The sequence below is a fragment of the Myxococcales bacterium genome (genome assembly GCA_016703425.1).
In the GTDB taxonomy this organism is placed as follows: Bacteria; Myxococcota_A; Polyangia; order Polyangiales; family Polyangiaceae; genus JADJCA01.
The window spans coordinates 283,002-306,191 of record JADJCA010000029.1 but is presented as its reverse complement, the minus strand read 5'-3'; the positions used below and the strand labels follow the sequence as shown (position 1 = coordinate 306,191).

At 68.8% G+C, this 23,190-nt stretch carries 17 protein-coding genes; 6 read left to right on the top strand and 11 right to left on the bottom strand.

From position 1 onward, the window contains the following. Nucleotides 1–750: an SUMF1/EgtB/PvdO family nonheme iron enzyme gene (locus IPG50_34725; GenBank protein MBK6697307.1), complete on the bottom strand. Its 750-nt coding sequence runs from the start codon at nucleotides 748–750 to the stop codon at nucleotides 1–3. Nucleotides 751–1,024: 274 nt separating this feature from the next. Between IPG50_34725 and IPG50_34720 the strand changes: the two genes are divergently transcribed. After that, the gene (locus IPG50_34720; GenBank protein ID MBK6697306.1) at nucleotides 1,025–2,341 is read left to right on the top strand and encodes an amino acid dehydrogenase; all 1,317 of its coding nucleotides are present in this window, start codon (nucleotides 1,025–1,027) and stop codon (nucleotides 2,339–2,341) included. Nucleotides 2,342–4,567: 2,226 nt separating this feature from the next. Here the strand turns inward: IPG50_34720 and IPG50_34715 are convergent. Then, entirely contained in the window at nucleotides 4,568–4,996 is a 429-nt protein-coding gene (locus tag IPG50_34715) for a hypothetical protein (protein MBK6697305.1), read from the bottom strand. Nucleotides 4,997–5,327: 331 nt separating this feature from the next. On the opposite strand from IPG50_34715, the gene IPG50_34710 reads away from it, so the two are divergent. Together IPG50_34710 and IPG50_34705 are read left to right on the top strand one after the other, a co-directional pair. Further along, the gene (locus IPG50_34710; protein MBK6697304.1) at nucleotides 5,328–6,155 is read left to right on the top strand and encodes a hypothetical protein; all 828 of its coding nucleotides are present in this window, start codon (nucleotides 5,328–5,330) and stop codon (nucleotides 6,153–6,155) included. Between the two features lie 46 nt (nucleotides 6,156–6,201). Beyond that, on the top strand, nucleotides 6,202–7,557 hold the full coding sequence (locus IPG50_34705) for a hypothetical protein (GenBank protein MBK6697303.1): 1,356 nt from the start codon (nucleotides 6,202–6,204) through the stop codon (nucleotides 7,555–7,557). Here IPG50_34705 and IPG50_34700 read toward each other — a convergent pair. From IPG50_34700 to IPG50_34680, 5 genes are all read right to left on the bottom strand, one after another. Beyond that, entirely contained in the window at nucleotides 7,512–7,892 is a 381-nt protein-coding gene (locus IPG50_34700; GenBank protein ID MBK6697302.1) for a DUF2304 family protein, read from the bottom strand. The two genes, IPG50_34705 and IPG50_34700, sit on opposite strands and share 46 nt — an antisense overlap. Continuing rightward, nucleotides 7,889–8,617 carry a glycosyltransferase family 2 protein gene (locus tag IPG50_34695; GenBank protein MBK6697301.1) on the bottom strand — a complete coding sequence of 243 codons (729 nt, stop codon included), beginning with the start codon at nucleotides 8,615–8,617 and terminating at the stop codon, nucleotides 7,889–7,891. Before IPG50_34695 ends, IPG50_34700 begins: the two co-directional genes overlap by 4 nt. After that, entirely contained in the window at nucleotides 8,614–10,698 is a 2,085-nt protein-coding gene (locus IPG50_34690) for a protein kinase (protein ID MBK6697300.1), read from the bottom strand. Before IPG50_34690 ends, IPG50_34695 begins: the two co-directional genes overlap by 4 nt. A gap of 175 nt (nucleotides 10,699–10,873) precedes the next feature. Next, nucleotides 10,874–12,043: a hypothetical protein gene (locus IPG50_34685; GenBank protein ID MBK6697299.1), complete on the bottom strand. Its 1,170-nt coding sequence runs from the start codon at nucleotides 12,041–12,043 to the stop codon at nucleotides 10,874–10,876. Between the two features lie 43 nt (nucleotides 12,044–12,086). After that, nucleotides 12,087–12,500 (bottom strand): YjbQ family protein, encoded by a 414-nt coding sequence (locus IPG50_34680; protein MBK6697298.1) that lies wholly within the window; start codon nucleotides 12,498–12,500, stop codon nucleotides 12,087–12,089. Between the two features lie 117 nt (nucleotides 12,501–12,617). Between IPG50_34680 and IPG50_34675 the strand changes: the two genes are divergently transcribed. The 3 genes from IPG50_34675 to IPG50_34665 all read left to right on the top strand — a co-directional run bounded on the left by IPG50_34675 (nucleotide 12,618) and on the right by IPG50_34665 (nucleotide 16,976). Beyond that, nucleotides 12,618–14,534 carry a radical SAM protein gene (locus IPG50_34675; protein MBK6697297.1) on the top strand — a complete coding sequence of 639 codons (1,917 nt, stop codon included), beginning with the start codon at nucleotides 12,618–12,620 and terminating at the stop codon, nucleotides 14,532–14,534. A 132-nt stretch (nucleotides 14,535–14,666) separates the two neighbouring features. Further along, nucleotides 14,667–15,179, top strand: a complete 513-nt coding sequence (locus IPG50_34670; GenBank protein ID MBK6697296.1) for a hypothetical protein — start codon at nucleotides 14,667–14,669, stop codon at nucleotides 15,177–15,179. Between the two features lie 348 nt (nucleotides 15,180–15,527). After that, the gene (locus IPG50_34665; protein ID MBK6697295.1) at nucleotides 15,528–16,976 is read left to right on the top strand and encodes a hypothetical protein; all 1,449 of its coding nucleotides are present in this window, start codon (nucleotides 15,528–15,530) and stop codon (nucleotides 16,974–16,976) included. A 393-nt stretch (nucleotides 16,977–17,369) separates the two neighbouring features. On the opposite strand, the gene IPG50_34660 is transcribed toward IPG50_34665, so the two are convergent. The 4 genes from IPG50_34660 to IPG50_34645 form a co-directional block, all read right to left on the bottom strand. After that, nucleotides 17,370–18,197, bottom strand: a complete 828-nt coding sequence (locus tag IPG50_34660) for a hypothetical protein (GenBank protein MBK6697294.1) — start codon at nucleotides 18,195–18,197, stop codon at nucleotides 17,370–17,372. A gap of 256 nt (nucleotides 18,198–18,453) precedes the next feature. Then, the gene (locus tag IPG50_34655) at nucleotides 18,454–20,391 is read right to left on the bottom strand and encodes a hypothetical protein (protein MBK6697293.1); all 1,938 of its coding nucleotides are present in this window, start codon (nucleotides 20,389–20,391) and stop codon (nucleotides 18,454–18,456) included. Nucleotides 20,392–20,525: 134 nt separating this feature from the next. Further along, complete coding sequence (locus IPG50_34650) at nucleotides 20,526–21,485, bottom strand: hypothetical protein (protein ID MBK6697292.1); 960 nt, start codon at nucleotides 21,483–21,485, stop codon at nucleotides 20,526–20,528. Nucleotides 21,486–21,493: 8 nt separating this feature from the next. Continuing rightward, nucleotides 21,494–23,119: a serine/threonine protein kinase gene (locus IPG50_34645; GenBank protein MBK6697291.1), complete on the bottom strand. Its 1,626-nt coding sequence runs from the start codon at nucleotides 23,117–23,119 to the stop codon at nucleotides 21,494–21,496. Nucleotides 23,120–23,190: the final 71 nt, after the last annotated feature.

Here is a 23,190-nt window from a genome sequence, read left to right as displayed (position 1 = left end):
CTACCGAACGTCACGGCAGCAGCGAACGCCGACCTGGGGGCCGCGGTAGACCTCGCCGTGACCGAGCGTCACCGCGCGGCACGTGTTCTTGCCCGGCAACCACCAAGCCCCCTTCATCGCCGAGCGCTCCGGCGCGCGCCCCTTGTCGAGCGTCGTCCACTCTTCGACGTTGCCGCTCATGTCGCGCACGCCGAACGGGCTCGCGCAGCGCGGCTGGGAGCCGGCCGGCACGCGCAGATCGCGCAGGCCCTCCTGCGGGCGACCGAGGCGCGTCTGATCGATGTTGCACGCCTCCCGATCGCGCACGAAGCCGTCACCGTACGGGTAAGGGGCCATCTGCTCGCCTTCGCACGCGAACTGCCACTCGCTCTCTTGGCACAGGCGCTTGCCCGCGGCCTCGCAGATGCGCGTCGCGCTCGTCCACGACTGGCCCACGAGGGGGAGCCTCTCGCCGGGTGACGTGTACTCGTCGCGGTCGATGCAGAAGCGCATCGCCTCGCGCGGCGACAAGCACTCGCTCGGCTTTTGGTACTCGGCGCAGCGAAACTCGCGATACGGCCCCGGCGGGTCGACCCATCGCAAGCAGACTTGGCGCACCTTCGGACAAGAGGAGCCGGACACGAGCACCATTTCGTCGGGACACGGCAGCGGCGGCGACGGCACGAGCGGGTCGAGCTCAGCCTCCCCGACCGACGACGACGGCTCGATGACGGGACTCGGCAGGGCCGCCGTTTGAGCGCAGGAAGCCAAGAAGACGAATGGGGAACCGAGCGCAAGACTCAGCCCGAGCCTCAGCCGCAAACAGGGCCGCGAACGCAGCCTCAACCAGAGAGCACGGAGGTCCAACGACTACCTCACCGAAGGGGGCGGCGCCGACGGCGTCACCACTGAAAACGATGACCCAACGGTCAACGCTTGGCCACGTCATGTTGCAGTGCAGCGACGCGAAGACTTGGGACGACCTGGCGTTTGATCTATGGAGACGGGCAGGTCGCTGCGCGACCCCCTTGTAGGAGATCGAACGATGACGGACCTCTTTGGACACCTTCGGGGGCACGACTACGGCGAGGTTCATTTCAAGCTCGACAAGGCGACGCAGCTCCAAGCCATCGTCGCCATTCACGACTCTCGGCTCGGGCCGGCCCTCGGCGGCTGCCGCTTCATTCACTACGACACCGACGAAGCGGCGCTCGTCGACGCGCTGCGTCTAGCCCGGGGCATGACCTACAAGGCCGCCCTCGCGGGTCTCGCCCACGGCGGCGGCAAGAGCGTCATCATTCGCCCCAAAGGCAACTTCGATCGCGTCGCCCTCTTTCACGCCTTCGGCAAGTTCATCGACGACCTCGGTGGCCACTACATCACCGCCGAAGACAGCGGCACCGGCCTCGAAGACATGGAGGTCGTGCGCTCGGTGACGAAACACGTCACAGGCGTTGACGAGCAACACGGCGGCTCCGGCGATCCGTCGCCTTTCACGGCGCTCGGCGTTCGACGCGGCATCGAGGCCTGCGTGAAGCACCAGCTCGGTCGGAGTTCGCTCGAGGGCATCCACGTTGCCGTTCAGGGCGTCGGGCACGTGGGCTATCACCTCTGCCGCGAGCTCCACGCTGCCGGCGCGAAGGTCTCGGTGGCTGACATCGACCCGCTCAAGGCTGAGCGAGCGCAGCGAGAGTTTGGCGCCGCGGTGGTCCCGCTCGACAAGATCTTCGCCGTCGAGTGCGACGTCATCGCCCCATGCGCGCTCGGCTCGGCCCTCAACGACCAGACGATTCCACACCTCCGCGCCCGCATCGTCGCTGGCGCCGCCAACAACCAGCTGGCGGAGCCGCATCACGGCGACGACCTCCACGCGCGAGGCATCGCCTACGCCCCCGACTACGCCATCAACGCCGGCGGCCTCGTCAACGTCGCCCAGGAGGTCAAGGGGTACGACGCCAAGAAGGCACGGGAGCAGACCCTCGTCATCTACGACACGATCCTCGAGATCTTGGAGCGAGCCCACAAGATGGGCTCCCCCACCCACAAGATCGCCGACATGATGGTCGAGGAGCGGCTCGCCCACGCGGCTCGGCTGACGCCCCCAAGCCGACCCCGCCGCGTCCATGTAGGCGAGCCCCCCACAAAAGCGTGTGATGGCTCGCCATCTGCTAAGGTCAGAGGCCTCTGCTTTGCGAAAGGACGCGCGGCTCATGACACGTGCGGCTCGCTGGGTTCGTCTTGCACTTTGGGTGTTCGCCGTCAGCGTCGTCGTCGGCGGCTGCGGGTTTTCGCTCGCCGGCGAGGGCGACGTCGTCATCACGGGCACGGAGCTCGAAGGCGGCGTCGGACCGCGCACCGGTGACCGCTCCGACCTCTTCGACGTGAACCCGAAGGATCTGACCTTCGACGAGAGGGCCGGCACGCCCGTCACCTTCACGGTGAAGCTCACGCAGGCGCCCACGGCGTCGGTGACGATACCGCTTCGTATCGCGCCGACCGATCGGCTCGCCATCGAGCCGGCCTCGCTGGTGATCACGCCCGACAACTGGGAGGCGGCGCAAACCGTCACGGTGCGCATGCCGACGACGAACACGCTCGTCGACCCGAGCACGTTCACCGCGGTGCTCGACACCGTCACCAGCGCCGACGCGAACTATTCTGGCGCGAACCCCGTCGACGTGAAGATCTTCTTCAAGGACGCGAACGACGCGATCATCGTCTCGCCGCGCCAAACGCCCACCGGCGAGAACTACAAGGTGTCGGAAGAAGGCACCGAGACCAAGCTCTTCGTGGAGCTCGGCGCGAAGCCCGCGCAAAACGTCACGGTCACATGCCGCGTCGGCGCCGACGTGACCAACCCGGCCGCGCCCGGCGATGGCAAAGACGAGCTCTCGCTCTCCGAAGCCTCGGCGCCACCGGCCTCCGATGCGGGCCCGGCACCAAGCGACGCCGGCGCGACCTTCGGCAGCGAGGTCGTCTTCGTGTTTCCCCGTGGCTACGAAGGCAAGCCTATGGAGCTGCGGGTTCGCGGTCTCGACGACGCGGCCGCCGATGGCAACCGCACCGTCGCCGTCGACTGCTCGGCGACCAGCGACGACCCGCTCTTCGAAGGCCGCGTGGCACCGCCAGTCCTCATCGACAACATCGACAACGACTCGGCGAACCTTCTGGTGAGCACAACGACGCTCACCAACGTCTCGGAGAACGGCACGACGGCGACGTTTACCGCGCGGCTGGCGACGCAGCCGGCGGCCGACGTGACGCTGATCGTCGAAACACTCGACGCGACAGAGGCGTCGGTTGCTGGCAGCACGTCGCGCAATTTCGTCTTCACGACGAGCAACTGGCAGACGGCTCAGACCATCACCATCACGGGCGTGGACGACGCGGTCACCGATGGCGACATCGGGTTCTCCATCCGCATCACGCCCAGCTCGACGGATCCGAACTACAACCTCAGCGCCGACGCCGGCGTCGGCCTCGGGACGCTGGTCGTCGCGGGCACGAACCTCGACAACGAGGTCGCGTCCATCGTGACCTCGACGAACTCGATCACGACGACGGAGGCGGCCGCCGGCACGCAGACGATCAACGTGAAGCTTGGGGCGCAGCCCACGAGCAACGTCCGAATTCTGGTGACGAGCAGCAACGCCGCCGAAGGCGCCGTCACCACCGGCGCGACGCTCGACTTCACGCCAGTGAATTGGGACCAAAACCAGCCTGTCATCGTCACCGGCCAAGACGACGCCTTCGATGACGGCAACGTCGCCTACTCGATCACGCTCGCCATCGACGATGCGAACACGCCCGACGCGAAGTACAAGGCCGTCGCGAACAAGGTCGTGAGCGGAACCAACACCGACAACGACGCGGCCGGTGTCACCACCAGTCCGAGCGCTCTCTCGCTGACAGAGGGCGGCGCGGCCAACCCCTTCATGGTGGTCCTCAACTCTCGGCCCGTGGGCACCGTCGTCGTGAAGCTCTCGCCACCGGCCTCCGCATTGCCCCCGTCGCTTGGGGTCAATACTTCGGCCGCGGTCACGCTGACCTTCGACACGAACAATTGGAACATCGCCCAGCCGGCGCCCTTCTCGATCCCCCAAGACTGCTTCAGCGACAGCCCGTCCATCCCCATCTCTGTAACCATCGAAAGCTCCGGGACGGATGCGGTCTACAAGGGAGCCGGCGTGCCCACGACCGACGTCAGCATCACGCCCACCGACGACGAGCCGGCGCCCACCATTACGGTCTCGCCGTTGAACCTTCCGGCGCTCGTGAAGGGCGGAAGCACGACGCAGATCACGGTGACGCTGACCACGCGGCCGCGAACCAACGTCACCCTGCCGATCTCCAGCTCGCAGACGATGAATGCCACGGTGGCGGGCCCCGATGTGGCTGGGAGCATCACGTTTCTCGCATCGGACACAAGCTGCCCACCACCGGCGCAGATCATCACGGTGACGTCAGGCCCGCGAACCGGCAACGGCGACTACACGGTCTTCATTAACGCCGACACGAGCGTGAGCACGGACTCCGACTACCGCAACGCCAACCCGAGCGACCCCACGGGCAACACCACGAACTGACCCTACGGCGCCGTGGCCTGAGACGATGCCACTGGCGCGGGGACCGCCGGTTCTACGGCCACGTCGAGCGCCGGAAAGACGAGGCCTTCGTCCTTCGACGCGGCTTTCGCCTCGTCGTTCTGTTGGCCCGCCGTTGCCCGCGGCTCACCGGGAGACGGCGCGCGCACCGGCGCCGCGCTCCACCGGAGACCTCGCAGCGCCTGTTGCTCGGCGCTGACTTGGTCGACGCGCGCGGCGAGCTGGTCGACCCGACGAGCCATGCGCACCGAGGCGACTGCGATGACAGCCACGGCTCCCACGAGGAAGCCGACGCCAACGAAGCGGACCCGCATCCACGCGTTCGTCAGCGCGTCGCGCGTGTCGGAGCGAATCGGTTTGGCGCCTTCGCTGCGTCGCCCGGCGGCCGGTGACACAGGGGGCGCCAGAGGCATCTGAACGGGTGCCACCTTGCCGGTTTCGAGACGCGGCCCTCTCCTGGGCGGCAGCGTCGGCCGAGGAGGCGCCTCGTGTCGTCGAACGTCTCGTTCATCACGAAGAGCGCCGCTGCATGGGACATGCGAGCCCGACCGGCTTCGCGAGGGGCGCGCTTTGCGACGAGTCTTCAAGAGGTTGGCCGAGTTTGGGCAGCGGCTCACCGCTCGGGCTGCACGACGCGCAACGACCGTTGCGGCCGCGAGGTGGGCCGAGGATCCAGGAGCGAAAGCTGCGACTCGCTGCGACACGTGGACAACGGGCGGCGTCCCGGGCGAACATTCGTGGCAGATGCACAAGCCTGGCATGGGCGCGAGAAAATGCGGGCATTGCGGCGCGCGCATCGAGGGGTCGCAGCTGCAGGTTTGTCCGCAGTGCCGCTCGCCGCTCTACGGACGCTTCGTTCCCGCGCCCGCGACGCAGCCGCCGACCGAGAAGAAGGGGAGCGGCCTCGGCGTGCTCTTCGCATTCATGGGGCTCGGCTTCTTGACCATCGTCGGCGCCGGCGCCTTCCTGCTGCTCCGCAAGAAGCCCGATGTGACGCCGCTCAGTTCGCCGCAGCCTACGTCGGCGGCGTCGGGACCGGTGCTGGCCGACGTCCCGGCGGGGGCGGCGAGCGCAGCCCCGAGCGCGATCAAGAAGGTCGCCCAGGTTTCCACGACGCCGAAGCCGCCCGATCCAAAGCTGCCGCCGCCGCCGCCGACCTTCTCTGCGCGCCCGCTCCCGGTACCGTCAACGACAACCTCCGCCCTCGCGCTTCAGCCGCAGCGCTGCAACGCGACCATCAGCGTCGGCCCGTTCCGGAAGTCCAGGCCCACGTGTTCGTTCAACGAGAAGGTCTCGACGGGCCCCACGAAGCTGGACTTTCCTTGTGAGGGCGGCGCGGCGACCGCCACATTCGCGACGCAGACATTCCGCGGCAGCGTCACGGCGACGAGCGTGAGCCTCAGCAACATCGACGACTTCACGTTCGGCGGCTGCCGCGTCCGGAGTACGCAACGCATCCTTGGCGCTCGCAACGCGAGCACGGGAACATACGCCTACTCGAGAGCGTCTTGTCGGGGGTCCTGCTCGGGCGTCACCACGTGCACCGCCACGGCGACGGTGGAGTTCCGATAGCCACGCGAGCTCCGATAGGCGCGTTGGCGCGAAGCGGGCTTGCGCGGTGATGGCGCTCCTCGATCGCGCGCTCATGGTGCTGGCGGCGGCGCTCTTGGCCATGACGGGCCTCGCCGCGTGGCTCGACGTCTCGCAGGCGTGGGACGTTTGGTACTACCACCTGCCGTTTGCCGCCCGGCTCGTGGGCATCGTGGGCGGCGACAGCTTCGTCTTCTCGCGATTGAATCAGGGACGTTTCGAGGGCTTTCCCCTCGGCGGGGAGATCGCGCAGGGGCTCCTCTGGCGCCTCACGGGCCGCCCCGAAGCGGCGAACCTCGTCGCCTTCTCCTCCATCCCACTCTTTGCGTGGCTCGTGCGCCGCTGGTTCGCGGTTCCGTTTCATCACGGGGTGCTCGCGCTCTTCGCTGTGCCGCTGGTGCAAACGCACGCGAGCGCGTCGTACGTCGATCTGCCGGCGAACGTCTCGCTGGCGTGCCTGGTGCTGCTCGTCCTCCGTGCCTTCGAGAGGACAGACGCGCCGAGCGCGCGCGATGCCGTGGTCGGGCTCGCACTGGCTTCCGGCGCCGCGCACTTGCGCTTTCAGTTGGCGCCGCCGGTGCTCTTGGCCCTTGTCCTGCTCGCGACGCGCGCCGCTCGGCGCGAACGCCTGACGCTCGCGCTCGGCGCGCCGCTCGTGTTCGCTTGGCCGCTCAAGAACCTCCTGCGCCACGGCAACCCCGCTTACCCCGTCGAGCTGCGAATCGGGCCCTTCACCATGCCGGGCCTCGACAGCCCTTACGCGTCGGCGCCGACGTGGCTCGAGAACGCGCCGCGGCCGCTTCGCTTCTTCGCGTCCGTCTTCGAGGTGGGCCTTCGCCCCCTCAGCGACGCGGGGCGATGGAGCGTCGATCAGTGGACGCCGCCCGATCACCCCGGGTATCGAATGGGCGGATTCTTTGGCGCGTACGTCGTGCTCCTGCTCGTTCTGCTCGCGTGGGCCTGGCGCGCGGGCAAGCTGACCAAGACGCAGCGGTGGGCCTTTCTGCTCCTGACGGGGGTCGTCGCGTTCATGCCCCAGAGCCACGAGCTTCGCTACTACATGGTTTGGATGCTCATCTTGGTGGCGCTCGCGCTTCGAGCAACGCCGCCGGCATCAAGACCGCTCGTCGCGCTCGCATGCTCCGGCTTCGCAGCCGTCGTCATCGCCAGCACCGGTGGCGCCTACGTTCGTCCTTCTGGGTCGAGCTTCGAAGAGCTCAAGAAGAAGCGCGTCGACGCGGCGCTTCTCGCGCCGCGCAAGGAGGGTGCGCGGCTCTGCATCGCTCGTCCGCCGTGGAACGTCCTGTACGCCGCGCCGCTTCGAGGCGACGTGGTGCGCTACGTCGTCGTCGAGGCCGACTCGCCCGACGATTGCCCCCGCTGAGGCGTGCCCACGACCTCTTTAGCTTGGAGGAGTGCCACTGCGCGAACGGTCTCCGTGAGGCGGTCGTCGAGCTCAAGGCGCCTCCGCCGATTCACCAGCGACTCGCGAGCGAGCCAGATGGCGGCCATGTACGAGACGAAATCGGCGCCGCGACCGATGCCCACGCGGTTCGCTAGACTCGTCACGCTGTCCGGTGAGGCGATGAGCACGGAACCGGCCAGAAAGAAGCACGCCTCGAGCGCGAGCATGCGGCGCGCAGGGCCGCGGAGCGTGACGGCGTCGAAGACGAAGAGTCCCCAGACGACGACGAGCAGCGCTGCCGAGGCGAGCGTCATCGCGTCGTGCTCGCTGGACCAGCGCCGAAGAGGTAACGCCGGAGCAAGTCCGCGACGATGGCGAGAGCGCCGAGCGAGCTTTGCCCCCGGCGGCGCGACTCGGGCGTGTAGTGCACGGTGACGGGCACCTCCACGACGCGGTGACCCGAGCGGCAAACGGCGAGCACGATCTCCGTCGCGTGGGCCATGCGCGCCTGACGGATCTTGAGCGACGCGATGGCGCGATGCGAAAACGCGCGCAGGCCGTTGTGCGCGTCGCCGAGCGGTCGTCCGACGAGCAGCGACTCAAAGAGCCGCGCCGCGTAGAGGACGGCGGCGCGAACACGAGGAATGCGCGAGCCCCCCGCGAAGCGATCGCCGAGCGCGACGTCGGCGCCGGACGTGATGGCGAAGACGAGCGGCGCGAGATCCGCGACCGAGTGTTGCCCGTCGGCGTCCATGGTGACGTAGGCGTCGAAGGGCGCATCTTGGAGCGCGAGGCAGCGCGCCGTCTCGAGGGCCGCGCCTTGGCCGAGGTTGATGACATGACGGGCGAGTCGCACGGAGAAGCGCTCCGAGGGGCCGGGGAGCGCCGCGACGTCCACGGGCGCAGGGGCGCCGTCGTCGACCAAGAAGACACGCAACGACGCGAACGCTTCGGCGGCGCGAGCCAGCTCATCGAGCGTTGCGCGGAGGCGAGGCTCGTCGAACGACGGCATCAAGATGGCGATGCGCTGGGGCATCACGTTCCGCCGTCTTCTTCCGCAGGTGCGGCGCGACGCGGCGCGCTGGCGTCGGTGCTCTCCGCGGGCGACGGCTTTCGCGGTGATTCGCTCGCGGCGGCTCGCGGCGCGGGAGCCTCGGCGTCGACCTCGCGAACCGCAACGGCGGGCGACGGCCCCGCTTCGCTCGGCTCCGCGACGCTCGTGCCGGCCTCCTCTGCGGCCTGCTGCAGCGCTCGCTCTCGCTCTCGCTCGCGGCGGCGCCGCCGCTCCGCCGCGAGCCGCGCCTCGAGCTCCGCGGCGGCTTCGTCCACGACAGCAGCGTCACCTTGCGCGACGGCCTCCGCGCCGCTGCCGGCGTCGGTCTTCTCGCCAACGACCGCGGCCTCCGACGCGTTCGCGTCGCCGCCGACGGCCAAAGGCCCGCCCGCGTCGGCGGCGTTGGCGGCGTTGACCGGGGCGGCGCCGGCCTCGTCGGCCACCGTGAGCGCCAACTGCGACGACGGCGTGGCGAAGGCCGCGTCGATGGTGGCCTTGCGCGAGCCTTGCCGCGGCAGGAAGATGAAGAACGCGGCGCCCGCCAGCACGCCGAGCACGCCGGCGATGACGAGCGGCTTCGCGGGCACGCGAGCCTTCGAGCGACCCGGCAGGCGAACGGTCGGCGGCGGCGGCTCGTGTCTCTCTTGTCGCGCGGCTCGCGGCGGTGTGGGAGACGGAGCGCGGGGAGCCAGGTCGACGACCGTCGCGTCGCCGCGCGGAGCTGCGCGAATGAGCGTGTCGGGCTCATCCTCCGCGGGCATCCGCGCCGAATCGCGGGCTTCGGGCGCGCTCTCCGACGTGAGGTCGGCGCCGGGAACTCGCGGCGGCCTGGGGATGTCGGGGCTGCGCACGTCCAGGGTCACCGCCGACTCGGGCCGGAGCGGCGTCTCACGACGGCGCGAATCGGGCGCGATCGATGCACTCTGCAAGGTCGGCTCCGACACGCGGCGGAGGGCGACGCGCGGCGCGTCGGGCGGCGGCGAGTCCTTGCCCGCCGCGTGCCCCACGAGCGTCTGTTCGACGCCCGGCGCGACCGCTTGTGGCGTCTCCGCCGGCGAGGTGCCAGGGGCGGCGCTGTCGTTGACGCGATTCATTTGCGTCACGGAGGGCGGACCGCTGGCGCCCTCTTCGGCGAGGGGGCGCGCGCTCTTCTGCCGGAGGAGCCGCGCTTGCTCCGCGAGCGGCGACGGCTCGCCGCGCCCGAAGCCCCCCTCGAGCGAGCGCCTCGCCCAGCGCAAGGCTTGCTGCAACGAGTCGACATCGGGCCAACGATCGGCGCGATCGAACTCGAGCGCGCGATCGACGATGCTGACGAAGGCGCGCGGAAGGTCCAGCGGCGAGCCCTTGAGAGCACGGACCGGCACGCTCGCTACCGACTCGGGCGGGGCGTCGGGCGAGCGCGCCATGCCACCGGTCACGAGGCGGTAGAGCAGCGCGCCGACGGCCCAAAAGTCCGACCGGGCATCGGAGCTCTCATCGAGCAGAAGCTCGGGCGCCGTGAAGGCCACGGGCCAGCGGGCCGAGTGTTGCGAACGCTCGAGCAGGGTGCGAGGGCGCGCGTCGAGGGCCCCGAGGTCCAGAACCTTGAGCAGGCCGGTGTTCGTGAGGAACACGTTCGCGGGGGAGATTTCGAAGTGCAAGACGCCGGCTTCGTGGGCGGCTCGCAAGATGTCGAGGAGCAGGTCGGCGATGTCCAAGACCTCTTCGATGGGGAGGCTGCCGCCCTTGCGTCGACAGCGAGCGTCGAGCGTCTCGCCTTCGAGCGGTTCGAGCAACAGGAGCGGAGCGCCCTCTTCGGTGACGTCTTCGTCGAGCGCGCGCAAGACGCCGCTGTGATTCACGAGCCCCGCCAGCTCTGCCTCCTCGGTGAGACGCTTCTTGATGCGCTCGTCCTGGGCGAGGTGAGCGTGCACGATCTTGAGCGAGACCGGACTTCCGGTGCGCGCCGTCGCCACGTAGAGCCCCGCGGCGCTCCCGGCCCGGAGGACGCGGGTGATGCGCCACTTACCCTTGACGAGCGAGCCAATGGCGCGCGCGTTGCCGCGCATGCTTTCGCGCGACGTCACGAAGCTCCTCCTTCGACGGAAGGCGGGGCCGGGCAAGTCGAGACGCCGAGCTGCGGCGCGCACGGTGAGATCGGTCGGGCGAAGATCGGTCGGGCCATGATCGGAGCGAGGGCGGCTCCAGTGTACATGGACTCGGCGGCGCGGAGGGCGCGGGGAACGCCGCCAAAACGGGCACTTACGGAAGCCGGCCGCGCACGTCGCCGGGGCGTGGGACCCCCATGGCGAGCCACGCCCGCGCCCGCGCGGCAGGAGCCGGTAGGACGGTCAAGGCCGCGAGGGCGAGCGTCAGGGCCTCCTCCGGACGCACCAGCGCGAAGCGAAGGGCGCGCGCCTGGTCGGACTCATCGAGCGCGAGACCCCGCGGTCCTTCGACATTCGCCAGAAGCATTCGGTCCTGATGAAGGGCGAGCGCCCAACGGCCGAGGACGAGCGACAGTTCGAGCAGCCCCGCCGGGTCCTCGTTCTGCGCCAAGGCTTCGAGGAGCGCGTGGAGCGGCACCTGCTCCGGCGCCGGGAGCGGCAACGATTCACTGGCCGCGGGGCCCACGAGGCGCGACAGAGCGCGACTCCCGGACTCCTCGCGCGCCTGGCGCAGAGCGTTCAAAGCCGCGCCGTTGGCCGACGCGAAGGAGCGCTCCGCGACCACGAGGGCAGAGCTCAGGTCCGCCGGTAACGGTCCCGCGAAGAGCTCGACGCGGCGCCGCGTCACCTCCCAGGCGGGGAGCACCTCGCCGCGATGCGGCGGCGAGCCCTGAATGGAAATGCGCAGTCGCGCCACTGCCGCCGATGTCGCCACGAGGCCCGCGGCACCACGCTCGAACGCATCGAGCGAATCGTCCATCTCGGCCAATTGCATCGACCCGAGGCCTCCATTCTTCAGCGAGACGCCGATGCGATCGAGGCACTTCGCGAGCCCTTCATCGACGCTGGCGCGCTGCCCTGCGTCAAGCGACGGCTTGAAGGGCGCGGGCAAGAGCGGCACGAGGGAACGAACGATGGCGCTCCCCGAGCTCGGCAGCTCCCGCTCGTTCTCGAGGCGCGCCAGCTCCTGACGAACGAGGAGGCGCTCGGGGGCCTGCTGCGTCTCTGCGAGGGCCGCCTCGGCGCGCCGCAGGACGGCGAGGCGCGCGTCGAAGTCGAAGAGCGCAGGAATCCGCGACGCGGGCGCCTCTTCGGGAAACAGGTGACTCGTGTCCTTGGCGACCTGCCCGAGACGACGCGCGAGGCGCGCATCGACGGCGGCGAGCGCCACCTTGAGGGCCGTCAGGTCAGGCGCCGCAGAGACGCGAGGCGTCGCTGGCGACGCCGCCGGGGGCGCCGGTGAGCCGCACGCCGCGAGGCCCACCGCTAGCCACGAGCACCATGCGTGACGCGGAGCGCGCCGGACGTTACGCACCCATCACCTTGATGACGATGCGCTTGTCGCGACAGCCGTCGAACTCCGCGTAGAACACCTCTTGCCAAGGCCCGAGGTCGAGGCGCGCGGCGGTCACCGGAACGATGACCTCGTGGTGAATGAGCAGCGACTTGAGGTGTGCGTCGCCGTTGTCTTCGCCGGTCCGGTGATGGCGATAGTCGGGACCCTCGGGCGCGAGCTTCTGGAGCCACTCCCAGATGTCGTCGTGGAGTCCGGCTTCGTTGTCGTTAACGAATACGCCCGCGGTGATGTGCATCGCGCTGACGAGCATCATGCCGTCCGTCACGCCGCTCTTGCTCAAGATTTTCTCCAAGGTCGGCGTCAGGCGAACGAGCTCCTTCGGCTTCTTGGTGTGCATGGTCAGGTATTCGGTGAACGCCTTCATGGTGCCGCAGGGTACGGCGATTCAGGACCGTGAAAGGCCGGTTTCCGCCGACGTCGCGCGAGGGCGCCTTCGTTTGCTATAGTGCGCCGTCGCCAATGCCTTGCCGGGGTACGTTTCATGACTGAATCACTCGACGGGGGGCCCCATCAGGCCGAGGCCGCCCTCCGCTTGGCCGAGCGCCTCGCTTCCGGTGCCGCGAAAGCCGCCTGGCCTCTCGTGCAGCGCTTCAACAAGGCCTTCGAGCGGCCCGCGCCCTCGCCTTCTTGGGCTCCCGGTCCGCTGCTCAAGCGCCGCGAGCGCACGTTCCCTACGTTCGGGTGGCCGCGCGAGACCGACTCCCTGTGTCCCTCCTGCGTGAAGGAAGTGCGCGCCGAGATCCTCTCGGGCCGCCGCGCCGTCTCTGACCTCATCGACGAGAAGCCCGGCGAGGTTCGCGCCTCGATCGTCCTCGAAGACGGCGTCGTGAAGATGAAGAAGTCGTGCCCCAAACACGGCGCCGTCGAAGACGTCATCTCGATCGACCCGAAGTTCTTGGAGCGCATCGAGAAACTCTACCCGGGCCGCGACTATCTCGCGCCCTTGTCGACGCTCCGTAACCACGGCAGCTCCACCGTCAAATACGGTCGCGGCTCCGTCCTCACGGTCGACCTCACGAACCGCTGCAACATGATGTGCGATCCATGTTTCATGGACGCCAATCAGGTCGGCTACGTGCACGAGCTGACGTGGGCCGACGTGCAGAAGCTCTTAGACGACTCGATGACGATCAAGCCGCGTCGTCAGATGAGCGTGCAGTTCTCCGGCGGCGAGCCGACGCTGTCGCCGCACTTTCTGCCGGCCATTCGTTACGCCCGAGAGGTCGGCTACTTCTGCGTTCAGTGCGCCACCAACGGCGTGCGCTTCGCGCAGGATCCGGAGTTCGCCAAGCAAGCCAAGGAGGCGGGCCTCCGCATCGCGTACTTGCAGTTCGACGGCGTCACCAACGAGGCCAACTCACACCGAAAGGTCAAAAACCTCTTCGACGTGAAGCTCCGCGCCATCGAGAACCTGCACGCCGCTGGGATCGACGTGGTCCTCGTCGTCACCGTGGTGAACGGCATCAACAACGATCAGGTGGGACCCGTCGTTGATTTTGCCATCGCCAACGCCGACAAGATCACCGTCGTCAGCTTCCAGCCGGTGAGCTTCACGGGCCGCGACGAAGACATCTCTGACGAGCTGCGGCGAGAGCAGCGCTACACGCTGAGTCACCTCGCCCACGATCTATCCAATCAGCTCGGCGTCACCTCGCCGCACCGCGATTGGTTTCCCCTCTCGGCGCTCGGGCCGTTCAGCGATCTCACCGATCTGATGATGGGCGAGAAGGCCGAGTGGGGCTCCATGAAGTGTGGATGCCACCCCAACTGCGGCGTCGGCACAGTCCTCTTCGTGAACAAGCGCACCAAGCAGATGGTGCCGCTCATGGACTTCCTGAACGTCGAGCAGCTCCTCTGGGACATCGGCGACATCACCGACGCCGCGCAGGGCAAGGCCGTCACGCTCGCCGAGCTGGTGCTCGCGCTCTTCAAGAACTTCGACTCGGAGAAAGCGCCGCCTGGCTTCTCCTTCTACGATCTCGTGAAGCAGTTCATGAGCCAGACGGGGAACCGTGGCGGCAAGGTCGGCGAGTTCGAGAGCGACGCCGCCGAGTTCGAGTGGCGCGTGCTCTTCGTCGCCGGCATGTGGTTCCAAGATCTCTGGAACTACGACTTCCGCCGCACCGAGATGTGCATCATTCCCTACGGCACGCAGGCCGGCGAAATCAGCTTCTGCGCGTACAACACCGGCGTCGGCTGGCGGCAGATCGTCGAGAAGATGCACAAGACGGCGACCGTCGCCGAGTGGAACAAGGAGCACGGCCGGCACCCCGTGTACGCGAAGAATCAAGATCTCGCGCTGCCCGAGGGCCAGGGCACCATCGTGCTCCCCGAGTCGGCGCTCCGCATGGAAGCCGAGTCGAAGAAGAAGCGGCCGCTGCTGATCGCGGCGGAGTAGAGGCGACCGAGGGTCTGGCCCGCGACTCTCGTCTCGCCGCGCGCATCGGGAGCTGTCATCGCGCCGCCGGAAGGCCATAGAATGAACGCTCCCACCACAACCGCGCCGTCGCCCAGGCCGAGAAGGAACGTTATGAGCCGAACCACAGCCGCCGCACTCGTACTTGTTGGCGCCACGGCGTGGTGGTGCGCCGCTGCCTCGACGAGCCATGCGGGCCCACGCGACAGGCCCCTGCCCTTGTGCAAAGCGGGCACAGAGATGATCGGTGGCAAGTGCCGACCGCCCTGCCCCGCGGGCCAATCGTGGACCCAGCGAAACGACGGCGCCTTTCAATGCGCGCCTCCACCTCCGCCGCTCTGCAAGAACCCCGGCGAAGAGATGATCGGCGGCAACGCCTTTCAATGCGCGCCTCCACCTCCGCCGCTCTGCAAGAACCCCGGCGAAGAGATGATCGGCGGCAAGTGCCGACCGCCCTGCCCCGCGGGCCAATCGTGGACCCAGCGAAACGACGGCGCCTTTCAATGCGCGCCTCCCCCCACGCCGATCTGCAAGAAAGGCGAGGAGTACGTCGCCGGAAAGTGCCAACCGGCTTGCCCCGAGGGACAGGTGCGGACCGAAAAGGGAGCCTGCGGCGCGCCGCAGTGAGCGGCCGAGCGTCGGAGGTGGGGCTCAGGTGGCGCGATGCCGTTGGAGCATCACCGGGAGCGAAGAGCGGACGCCGTGAGGTCCGCGCGAACAGGTAGCCCTATCGCAGGCGCGTGAAGGCGGAGACGTCACCGCCACGGAATCGAGCCCTCGCGAGCTGAGGCACGAGCGCAAGCGCTCGCCGCTTCCAGCAGCTCTTCATCATGTATCGCCCGAGCGACGCTCGCGCGGGGGCCCCGGGCCCGGGCCATTTGCGCGCGTTTTTGAGGCGTTCGAGCCCGCGTGGGTGTCTCGTGAGAGGCCCCGCGCAAGACACACCGTGGCACGCGAGGTGCTCGAACCGGGCTCATGGGTCACGCTCACCTCGCCACCTCGAGCACCGTGCTTCTTCTCCTCTCAGGGGCGGTCCTCGCCTGCGCCGGCGACCCCGCTTCGGGCACGCCCGCCGAGGACCAAGCTGGAGAAGGCACTGTCGGCTTCGTGAACGGAGGGAGCGCCACCACGAGCTGCCGCAGCGACGCTGACTGCCGAGTCGGCGAGCGATGCGAGAAGCGCACCGGCGGCGAGTTTCAAACAGGACGATGCGTGGCCGCGCGTACGGACACTGGCGCCGTGCAAGCGCCGGGCGACGAGAAGCCTCAGACACCGCCCGCGCCTCCTGTTCCTCCTGTTCCTCCTGTTCCTCCTGTTCCTCCAGCGCCTTCCACGCCTCCCCTGGCCACGACTCCGCCGGCTCCTCCGCTTCCGCCTCCTCCAACGTTCGAGCCATCGCTGGTCGCAGGCCACTACCACACGTGCGCCGCCAAGGCCGACGGCACGGTTCGGTGCTGGGGCCAAAACGGCGGCGGTGGTCTGCTCGGGACGGGCATCGGGGAGCGTCTCGTCCCTGCGCTTGTCGGGGGCCTCGGCGGCGTCAGTCAGCTCTCGGCCGGCTACGGCGATACGTGCTCGCGCACATGGCTTGGCGAGCTCCAATGCTGGGGCCAGAACACCTTCGGGCAGCTCGGTGTCGCGAGCGCAGCCGCCGCACCGCAGACGACGACGCCGGCCAAGGTGGTGGGAGTGAGCGCGGCCTCGGCCATCCATAGCGGCTGGCAACACACGTGCGCCATCACGGCCGGCGGGGCCGCGAAGTGTTGGGGCATCAACGAAAACGGTCAGCTCGGCGACGGCACGACGAGCACGCGTTCGGGTCCTGTGGACGTCGTTGGGTTGACCCAGGCTCGCTCTATCAGCGGCAGCTGGTATCACTCGTGTGCCGTACTGACCGACGGCTCGCTGAAGTGCTGGGGCCACAACCCCTATCAGCCAAGCGTCTCGAGTCCCTTGGTGGCGACAACCGTCGCGGGGATCACCAACGCCAAGTCCGTGACCACGGGCGTCGTGCACACGTGCGTGCTCTCGGCGACGGGCCAGGTGAGCTGCTGGGGCGGCGCCGCGTTCGTGGGCGGTGGCGACGGCACGGCACCCCGCGCGGTCTCGGGTCTCTCGGACGTGGTCTCCGTCGCCGCGGGCTGGGCCCATACATGCGCTGTGCATGCAACGGGCAAAGTCAGCTGCTGGGGTTATGGGACCTTCGGTGCGCTTGGGGCGGACTTGCCTGGAGGAGCCACGACCCCCGTCCACGTGCAGGGACTCGACGACGCGACCCACGTGACCGCGGGCTACGGCCACGCCTGCGCCCGCACGCGAAGTCGTCGCGTGATGTGCTGGGGATACAACGGCTTTGGTCAACTGGGCAACGGGAGCAAGGTCGACAGCTCAGCTCCTGTGGAGGTCAGCGGACTCACGCTTTGAACGCGCCACGGGGCGTCGTGCTGCGCCCGCTCCCCGTCGTGCCTCCATGGCAACTGCGATGCGACCGGACCTGGGTTGATTTCCGTGGGGGCTACGGTACGGCCGCCGTACGCGGGGGGTGCAGGCCGCGATGTCGTCCCAAGTCGCCCCGCAGAACTGCGGGACGCGACGCGCAACGCGCGCGCAACCGCTGTGGGCACGGGGCGCGTGCCCTGCCGGTCACGGCGAGCCATTGTGGTTCCATCGCGCGCGCTCGCGAGAGGCGCACTGCGCTTTCGGACATCGGCGTGAGCCGTGCGGGGCGCGGTTGGGCAGGTCTACTTCTGCGCGGCGGGTTGGCAGCGCACGCCCAACGCGGTGAAGCGATAGGTTCCCTCTGGGAACACGGTGCTCTCACCCGCGATCCATCGGAGTCGTGCGTCGCGGTAGGCCTTTCGGAAGCCGCGGAGCGCCGAGAGCTCTTGGCGCCGCCGCTCTTTGTTGCGACAGGCCACATGGGGCCGGAGCTTGCGGCGAGGCTCGACGGTGCGGGGCCTGCTCGTCGGCGCCGTGCCGAGCACGGCCTTGCGTCCAAGCACGCGTCGCCCCCGTCTTCGCGCGCCGCGCTTTCGCCGCGTCCTCTTCCGCACGGACCGCAGCGGCGATCTTGTCGGCCCATTCCTTGGCCGCGAGGTGCTCGAAGCCGTCAATGGGCTCGATGCGAAGGGTCACCTCTTTCGGCATCGGGCCGTCTTCCCGGAAGAAGCCGCGTGGGCGCTTGATGGTCCTCGTCGTGCCGCGAAGATGTTGGCCGAACGACGACGCACCGGGCCACTCGGCGACTCGCTCGACGAGGTTGTCAGCGACGGGGTTGCAGAGAACGTAGATGAGCTTGTCGAAGCGGTCTTGGGCCTCGACAAGGTAAACGGCGTTGGGCTGCTCGGTGGCCCAGAGGTTTTCCCAGCGACCCCAATGCGCGTTGAGAGCCTTGGCGATCATCTTGTGGAAGTGGGCGAAGAACTCGGGGTAGTTCCCGAGGTTGTCCCGGACGAGCAGGTGCTGGTGGTTGCTCATCGCGATGAAGCCATGCAGCGTGATCTTGTAGCGCTCGCACGCCTCCGCGAGGCAGTAGAGGTAGATCTGCTCGACGCGCGCATCGGGACGAAGCAGGTGCTGCCGCTGCGTGCAGCGGCGACTGGTGAGGTACGTGCGACCAGCGACGACCTGACGGGGAAGCGTCATGAACGTCACATCGGCGGCGACGCGACCGAAGTTGCGTCGTCGGGGGGGAAAAGGAACTCGGGGCGTGCTGCTGGAGGGTTCTCACTGGAAGGAACCCAGGACGGGTCTTGCTCGCTTCGTGGATGCAGAGCTTGCGCATCGGGCCGAAAGCCGACGATGGCGACGAGGTCATCGCTTGCCGGAAAGACCCGCGTGCCGGCGGCCGCCCTCGGCGGCGGCCAGGCCCTTCGACAGGAGCTCCCCGCCCCCGCCCCCCTCACGGCGGGAATGCGCACTCGCCCGTCGTCGCGTTGCACGTCGAGCCCGGCGCCACGTACGGGCAGATGTCGCCGACGAAGTTCGTGCAGTCGTTGCCGCAGGCCCAGACCGTGGCCTTGTAGCAAAACTGCCCATTGGGGCACTGGGCGTTGTCGGTGCAACGGCACGCGAAGTCGTCGACGATGCCGTTGGCGTTGTCGTCTTTCCCGTTGCACGTCTCGGTCACGTAGTAGTCCGACGCGTGGCAGTCGCTGTCGGCGCTGTCGATCTTGCCGTCGCAGTCGTTGTCGACGCCGTCGGTGCAGGCCGTCACGCCCAGCTCCGCTTGGCCCGGTTGGCCGCCGCGGCACGTCTTGCACGGGGCCACGTTCGCGCAATTCGGGTCGGCGCAGTCGGTGAGGCGATCGCCGTCGTCGTCGCGGCCGTTGTTGCAAACCTCGGTGGGGTTGGCCGTGAGCGACACGTTGAGGACGTACCTCCCTTCGTCGGGGCCCAGCGTCGGGTCGACGGTGAAGCCGTCCACGAACACGAAGTACGTCCCCGGGTAGAGGATCGGAATGTCGAGCTTGGACTTTTGGCTCCCGCCCGAGTCGTCGTCGCACGTGAGCTCGCGGCCAGCGCGGCAAGCGCCGGTGCGCAAGTAGAGCGCCGTGTCGAAGGCCGAGCCGATGGTGTCGAGGACCACGTGGCTGGGCTGAGTCACGGTCAACGCGAACACGGCCTCTCCCGCCGCTCCTCCACATGAGCCGGTCTGCTCGCCGGCAAAGCCTGTGGTGTCGCCGGTGTAGCTGCCGCTCGCCGAGATGGGCAACGGCGTGAGGCAGTTCTTGTGCTCCGTGATGCACAGCGGATTCGTCCTGCAGTCGGGGTCCGCGCAGTCGATGAGCGTGTCGCGATCGTCGTCGGTGCCGTTGTTGCAGAGCTCGGGCTTGGGCGCGCAGTTGGGCGCGAAGGCGCAGGCGTCGTCGGCGCAGTCGATGCGGCCGTCGCAGTCGTTGTCGACGCCGTCGGTGCACTGCTCGGGCGAGCACTTGGTGCACGCCGGCGTGCCGACGCACTCGGGATCTTGGCAATCGGGCCGCCCGTCGCAGTCGTCGTCCTTGCCGTTGTTGCAGGCCTCCGGCTGCGGACCGCCAACGCACGCGCAAGGACCAACGCCGGTGCAGTTCGGATCCGCGCAGTCGACGAGGCCGTCGCAGTCGTCGTCGGCGCCGTTGTCGCAGCTCTCGGGCGTCGCGAGGCACCCGCACAACGGCGAGCCGCCGCACGCCGGGTCGTCGCAATCGATGAGACCGTTGCAGTTCTCATCGCGGCCGTTGTCACACGTCTCGGGCCGGTTGCAGCCGCAGGCCGGCGTGCCGTCGCAGGCGGCGTCGTCGCAATCGGTGAAGCCGTTGCAGTCGTCGTCGACGTTGTTGCCGCAACTCTCGACGTCGCTGCAGTTGCAACCGGGGGAGTTTCGGCAGGCCGGGTCGGCGCAATCGGTTCGACCGTTGCAGTCGTCGTCGGCGCCGTTGCCGCAGAGCTCGGAAGGACCGCATACGCAGCCCGTTTGCCCCTTGCAGGTCGCGTCAGCGCAGTCGACGAGACCGTTGCAGTCGTCGTCGACCTTGTTGGTGCAGTTCTCGCGCGCGCCGGGCTTCTTCGAGGCGTCGTTGTCAGCGCAGTCCTTCCCGCCGCAGGCGATCGAGACCACGCCGTCGCCGTCTTCGTCGCGAGGCGTCGTCTTGCACACGCCGCTTATGCAGCGGTCGGTGGTGCAGGCGTTCTTGTCGTCGCACTCGGTGACGACGGTGCACGGGCGGCCGTCGGTCGACGGAGGCGCGCTGGCGTCGGCGAGGTCAGGGCGAAGGTCGCTGCGCCCGCAGCCTGCGGAGACGACGAACAGCGTGATGAGGAGCGAGACGAACGACGCTAAGAAGGAGCTGGACTTCATGGTGCCTCGGGGCGGGCCTACGGAGCCGTAAGGCCGGCGAGCATAGTCGGTTCGCCCAGGCCATGGGACGGCCCTTCGGACACGCGCCCTCGGGAGATGCAACGGGGACGAGCTCGCGCGCGGCCCAGAGGCGCCTAAAACGAGCCGCTTCCAGCGAATCCCGCGTAGCCGGCGCCGACCGAGGGCACCAGAACCGTTCGCGCCTGTTTCTGCTTCTGGTCGGAGAGGTAAAAGAGCGCGCCGCCGCCGGCCCCGGCCACGATGCCGAGGGCGAAGAAGACGGTCGACGTCGTCGCGTCGGTGCGCGCGTCGTCGTTGAGCTTGAGCCCCTCGGCGGAGCTGCATGCGCTCGGGACGCAGAGGTCTTTCGCGTCGGAGTTCTTGCCGATGGCCGAGAGACCGAAGGCCGTCCCCAACGCGAGCGCGACGCCACCGGCGCCGATAAGGCCGATGGCGATGGGCCGCATCGGGATCGTCGTCGCGCTCTTGCTCGGTCTGTCAGCGGTCTTTTGCGCACCGGGCTCGTCGAGCGTGACGTCGGCCGCCTGCGTCTCCTTCTCGATGAAGACGAGCGACGTACGGAACGCGGCGCGCCCTTCCGCTCCCGCCTCGATGACGCGCTCTCCCGGGTCCACGAAGATGGGCGCGGCGGCCGCGTCGCGCGCGAGCGGCTGGCCGTCGAGCTTGAGCGTGAACGCGGGCTGGGCCCACAGCTCGCTCGGCACGCGCAGGACGAGCTTGGGGAGGCGCGGAAGGAGGTCGTTCAGATGTGCCTGCGCGAGCGCCTCGCGATCCTTCCGCTTCTCCGATTGCGCCGCCGGCATGGCGCGCTTGAACTCCTGGTACGCCGTCGCGATGCGCCCTTCGGACTCGTGGCAAAGGGCGAGCGCCAAGAGCGTCCCGGTGGCCGGGTCGATGCGCTGGCTCTGCTCGAGCCTCGGGCAGGCCAGCTCGTAGCGCTTCTCGGCCATGAGCGCCTTGCCCTCTTGAAAGAGGCGCTCGGCGCGCTCGAGGTCAACCTTGCTCTGCGCCGACGCGAGGGCCGGCAGAAGCGTTGCGACCGCCGCGAGGGCGACGCCGAGAGCGCGCGCCATGAGGAGCTTCATTTCCGCGTGTCGATGGCCGACTCGAGCCCGGGTCGCTTCTTCGCCGCCGGCGGAGGAGACACGCGCGGCGGCGTTGCGGCGCTTGCGATCGGGAGCTTCGGCGGCGGCCGCGCGGCGGCTGTGGCGCTCGCGGCGCCGAGCGGAGCGTCCGGCGTGGCGGGCAAGGCCGGCGGTGGCGCGACTGGCGGCGGGAGCACCGGCGGAGGCGGGAGCGCTTCCGTGGCGACGGCTGTGGAGACAGGCGTCAACGGCGTGGCCGCGGCAGCGCCGGGCAGAGCGCTCGCCGGCGGCAAGTCGAGGTCGATGCCGTCGTGCGCGCTGCCCGACGCCCGCGCCGCGGCCGACGGGCTCGACTGCGAGGGCGCGGCGGCGGTCGCGCTAGGGATGGTCGTTCGTTCCATCGTGGCTCTCGTCACGAGTAGCACGATCGACGCGAGGAGCGCGATGCCTCCCATCGCAGCGAGGGTCTTCTTGAGGGGCCAAACCCGAGAGAGCGGCATCTCGTGGGAGGTCGTTCCCATGAGCGTGCCGGTCTGCGTGCCCTTGTCGACCTCGAGGTCCGTGGGCCCCGAAAAGGTGATCTCCTCCAAGTCCGGCGACGAGCGACGCTTGAGGGTCGTGTAGACCGACTCACGATCTTCGATCGACGCGTGGATCGCGGTCCGCAAGCGCTGGAGCCGCGCGCCGGCGTTGGCTTCCATGTATTCGGCCACGCCGTGCTGACTCGTGGTGACGCCCATCTCACGCGCCGCCGCGTCGAGCTCCTCCCCGAGCTGCGCCGCCGTCTGCGGACGGTCCGCCGGATCAACCGCGAGCGCGCGCTGAAGCAATCGACTGATGGGCTCGGGGACCGACGGAGGGAGCGGCGAGGGCGCTTTGCCTTCGAGCATCACGCGGAGCACGTCGACGTCGGTCTCACCGGCGTAGGGATACCGTCCCGCGACGAGCGTGTAGAGCACCGCGCCAACGCCCCACACATCGGCGCGCCGATCGACGCCGCGGCCACACGCCTGCTCGGGGGCCATGTAGCGCAGCTTGCCTTTGACGGCTCCCGTCTGCGTCGCGCCCGTGAGCCGATCGCGCGCCTTGGCGACGCCGAAGTCGATGACCTTCGTGACGCCGCGGCTCGACACGAGCATGTTGTGAGGCGAGACGTCGCGGTGCACGATGTCGAGCGTTCGCCCTTCGCGATCGCGATGCTCGTGGACGGTGTGCAGACCCGCGCAAGCGTCGGACAGCATGCGGAGCGCCACGCCGTAGGGGAGCTTCTTACCGTCTTGCGTGGCGGCGCGCGCGAGCGAGTTGACCGACTCACCCTCCACCCACTCCATGACGAGGTAGAGAAGATCTTCTTCCTCGCCCATGTCGAGGATCTGACAGACGTTGGGGTGTTCGATGCCGGCGGCGATGCGCGCCTCGTCGAGGAACATGTGCCGGAACACGTCTTGGTCGGCGAGGTGCGTGAGCAACGTCTTCACCGCAAAGAGTTTTTCGAAGCCGTTGTCGAGCTTGAGGCGCGCGACCCACACGGCGCCCATGCCGCCCTGCGCGATTTGCAAGAGGAGCTCATAGCGGCCGGCCTTGTCGCCGGCCTTGAGCTGGGGAACCGCCAACCCTTGCATGGACTAAAAGGCTACCGCGGCGGAGCCTCGTGAGGCGAGCTTGCCGGTCCGCGATCCCGCCCTGAACGGCC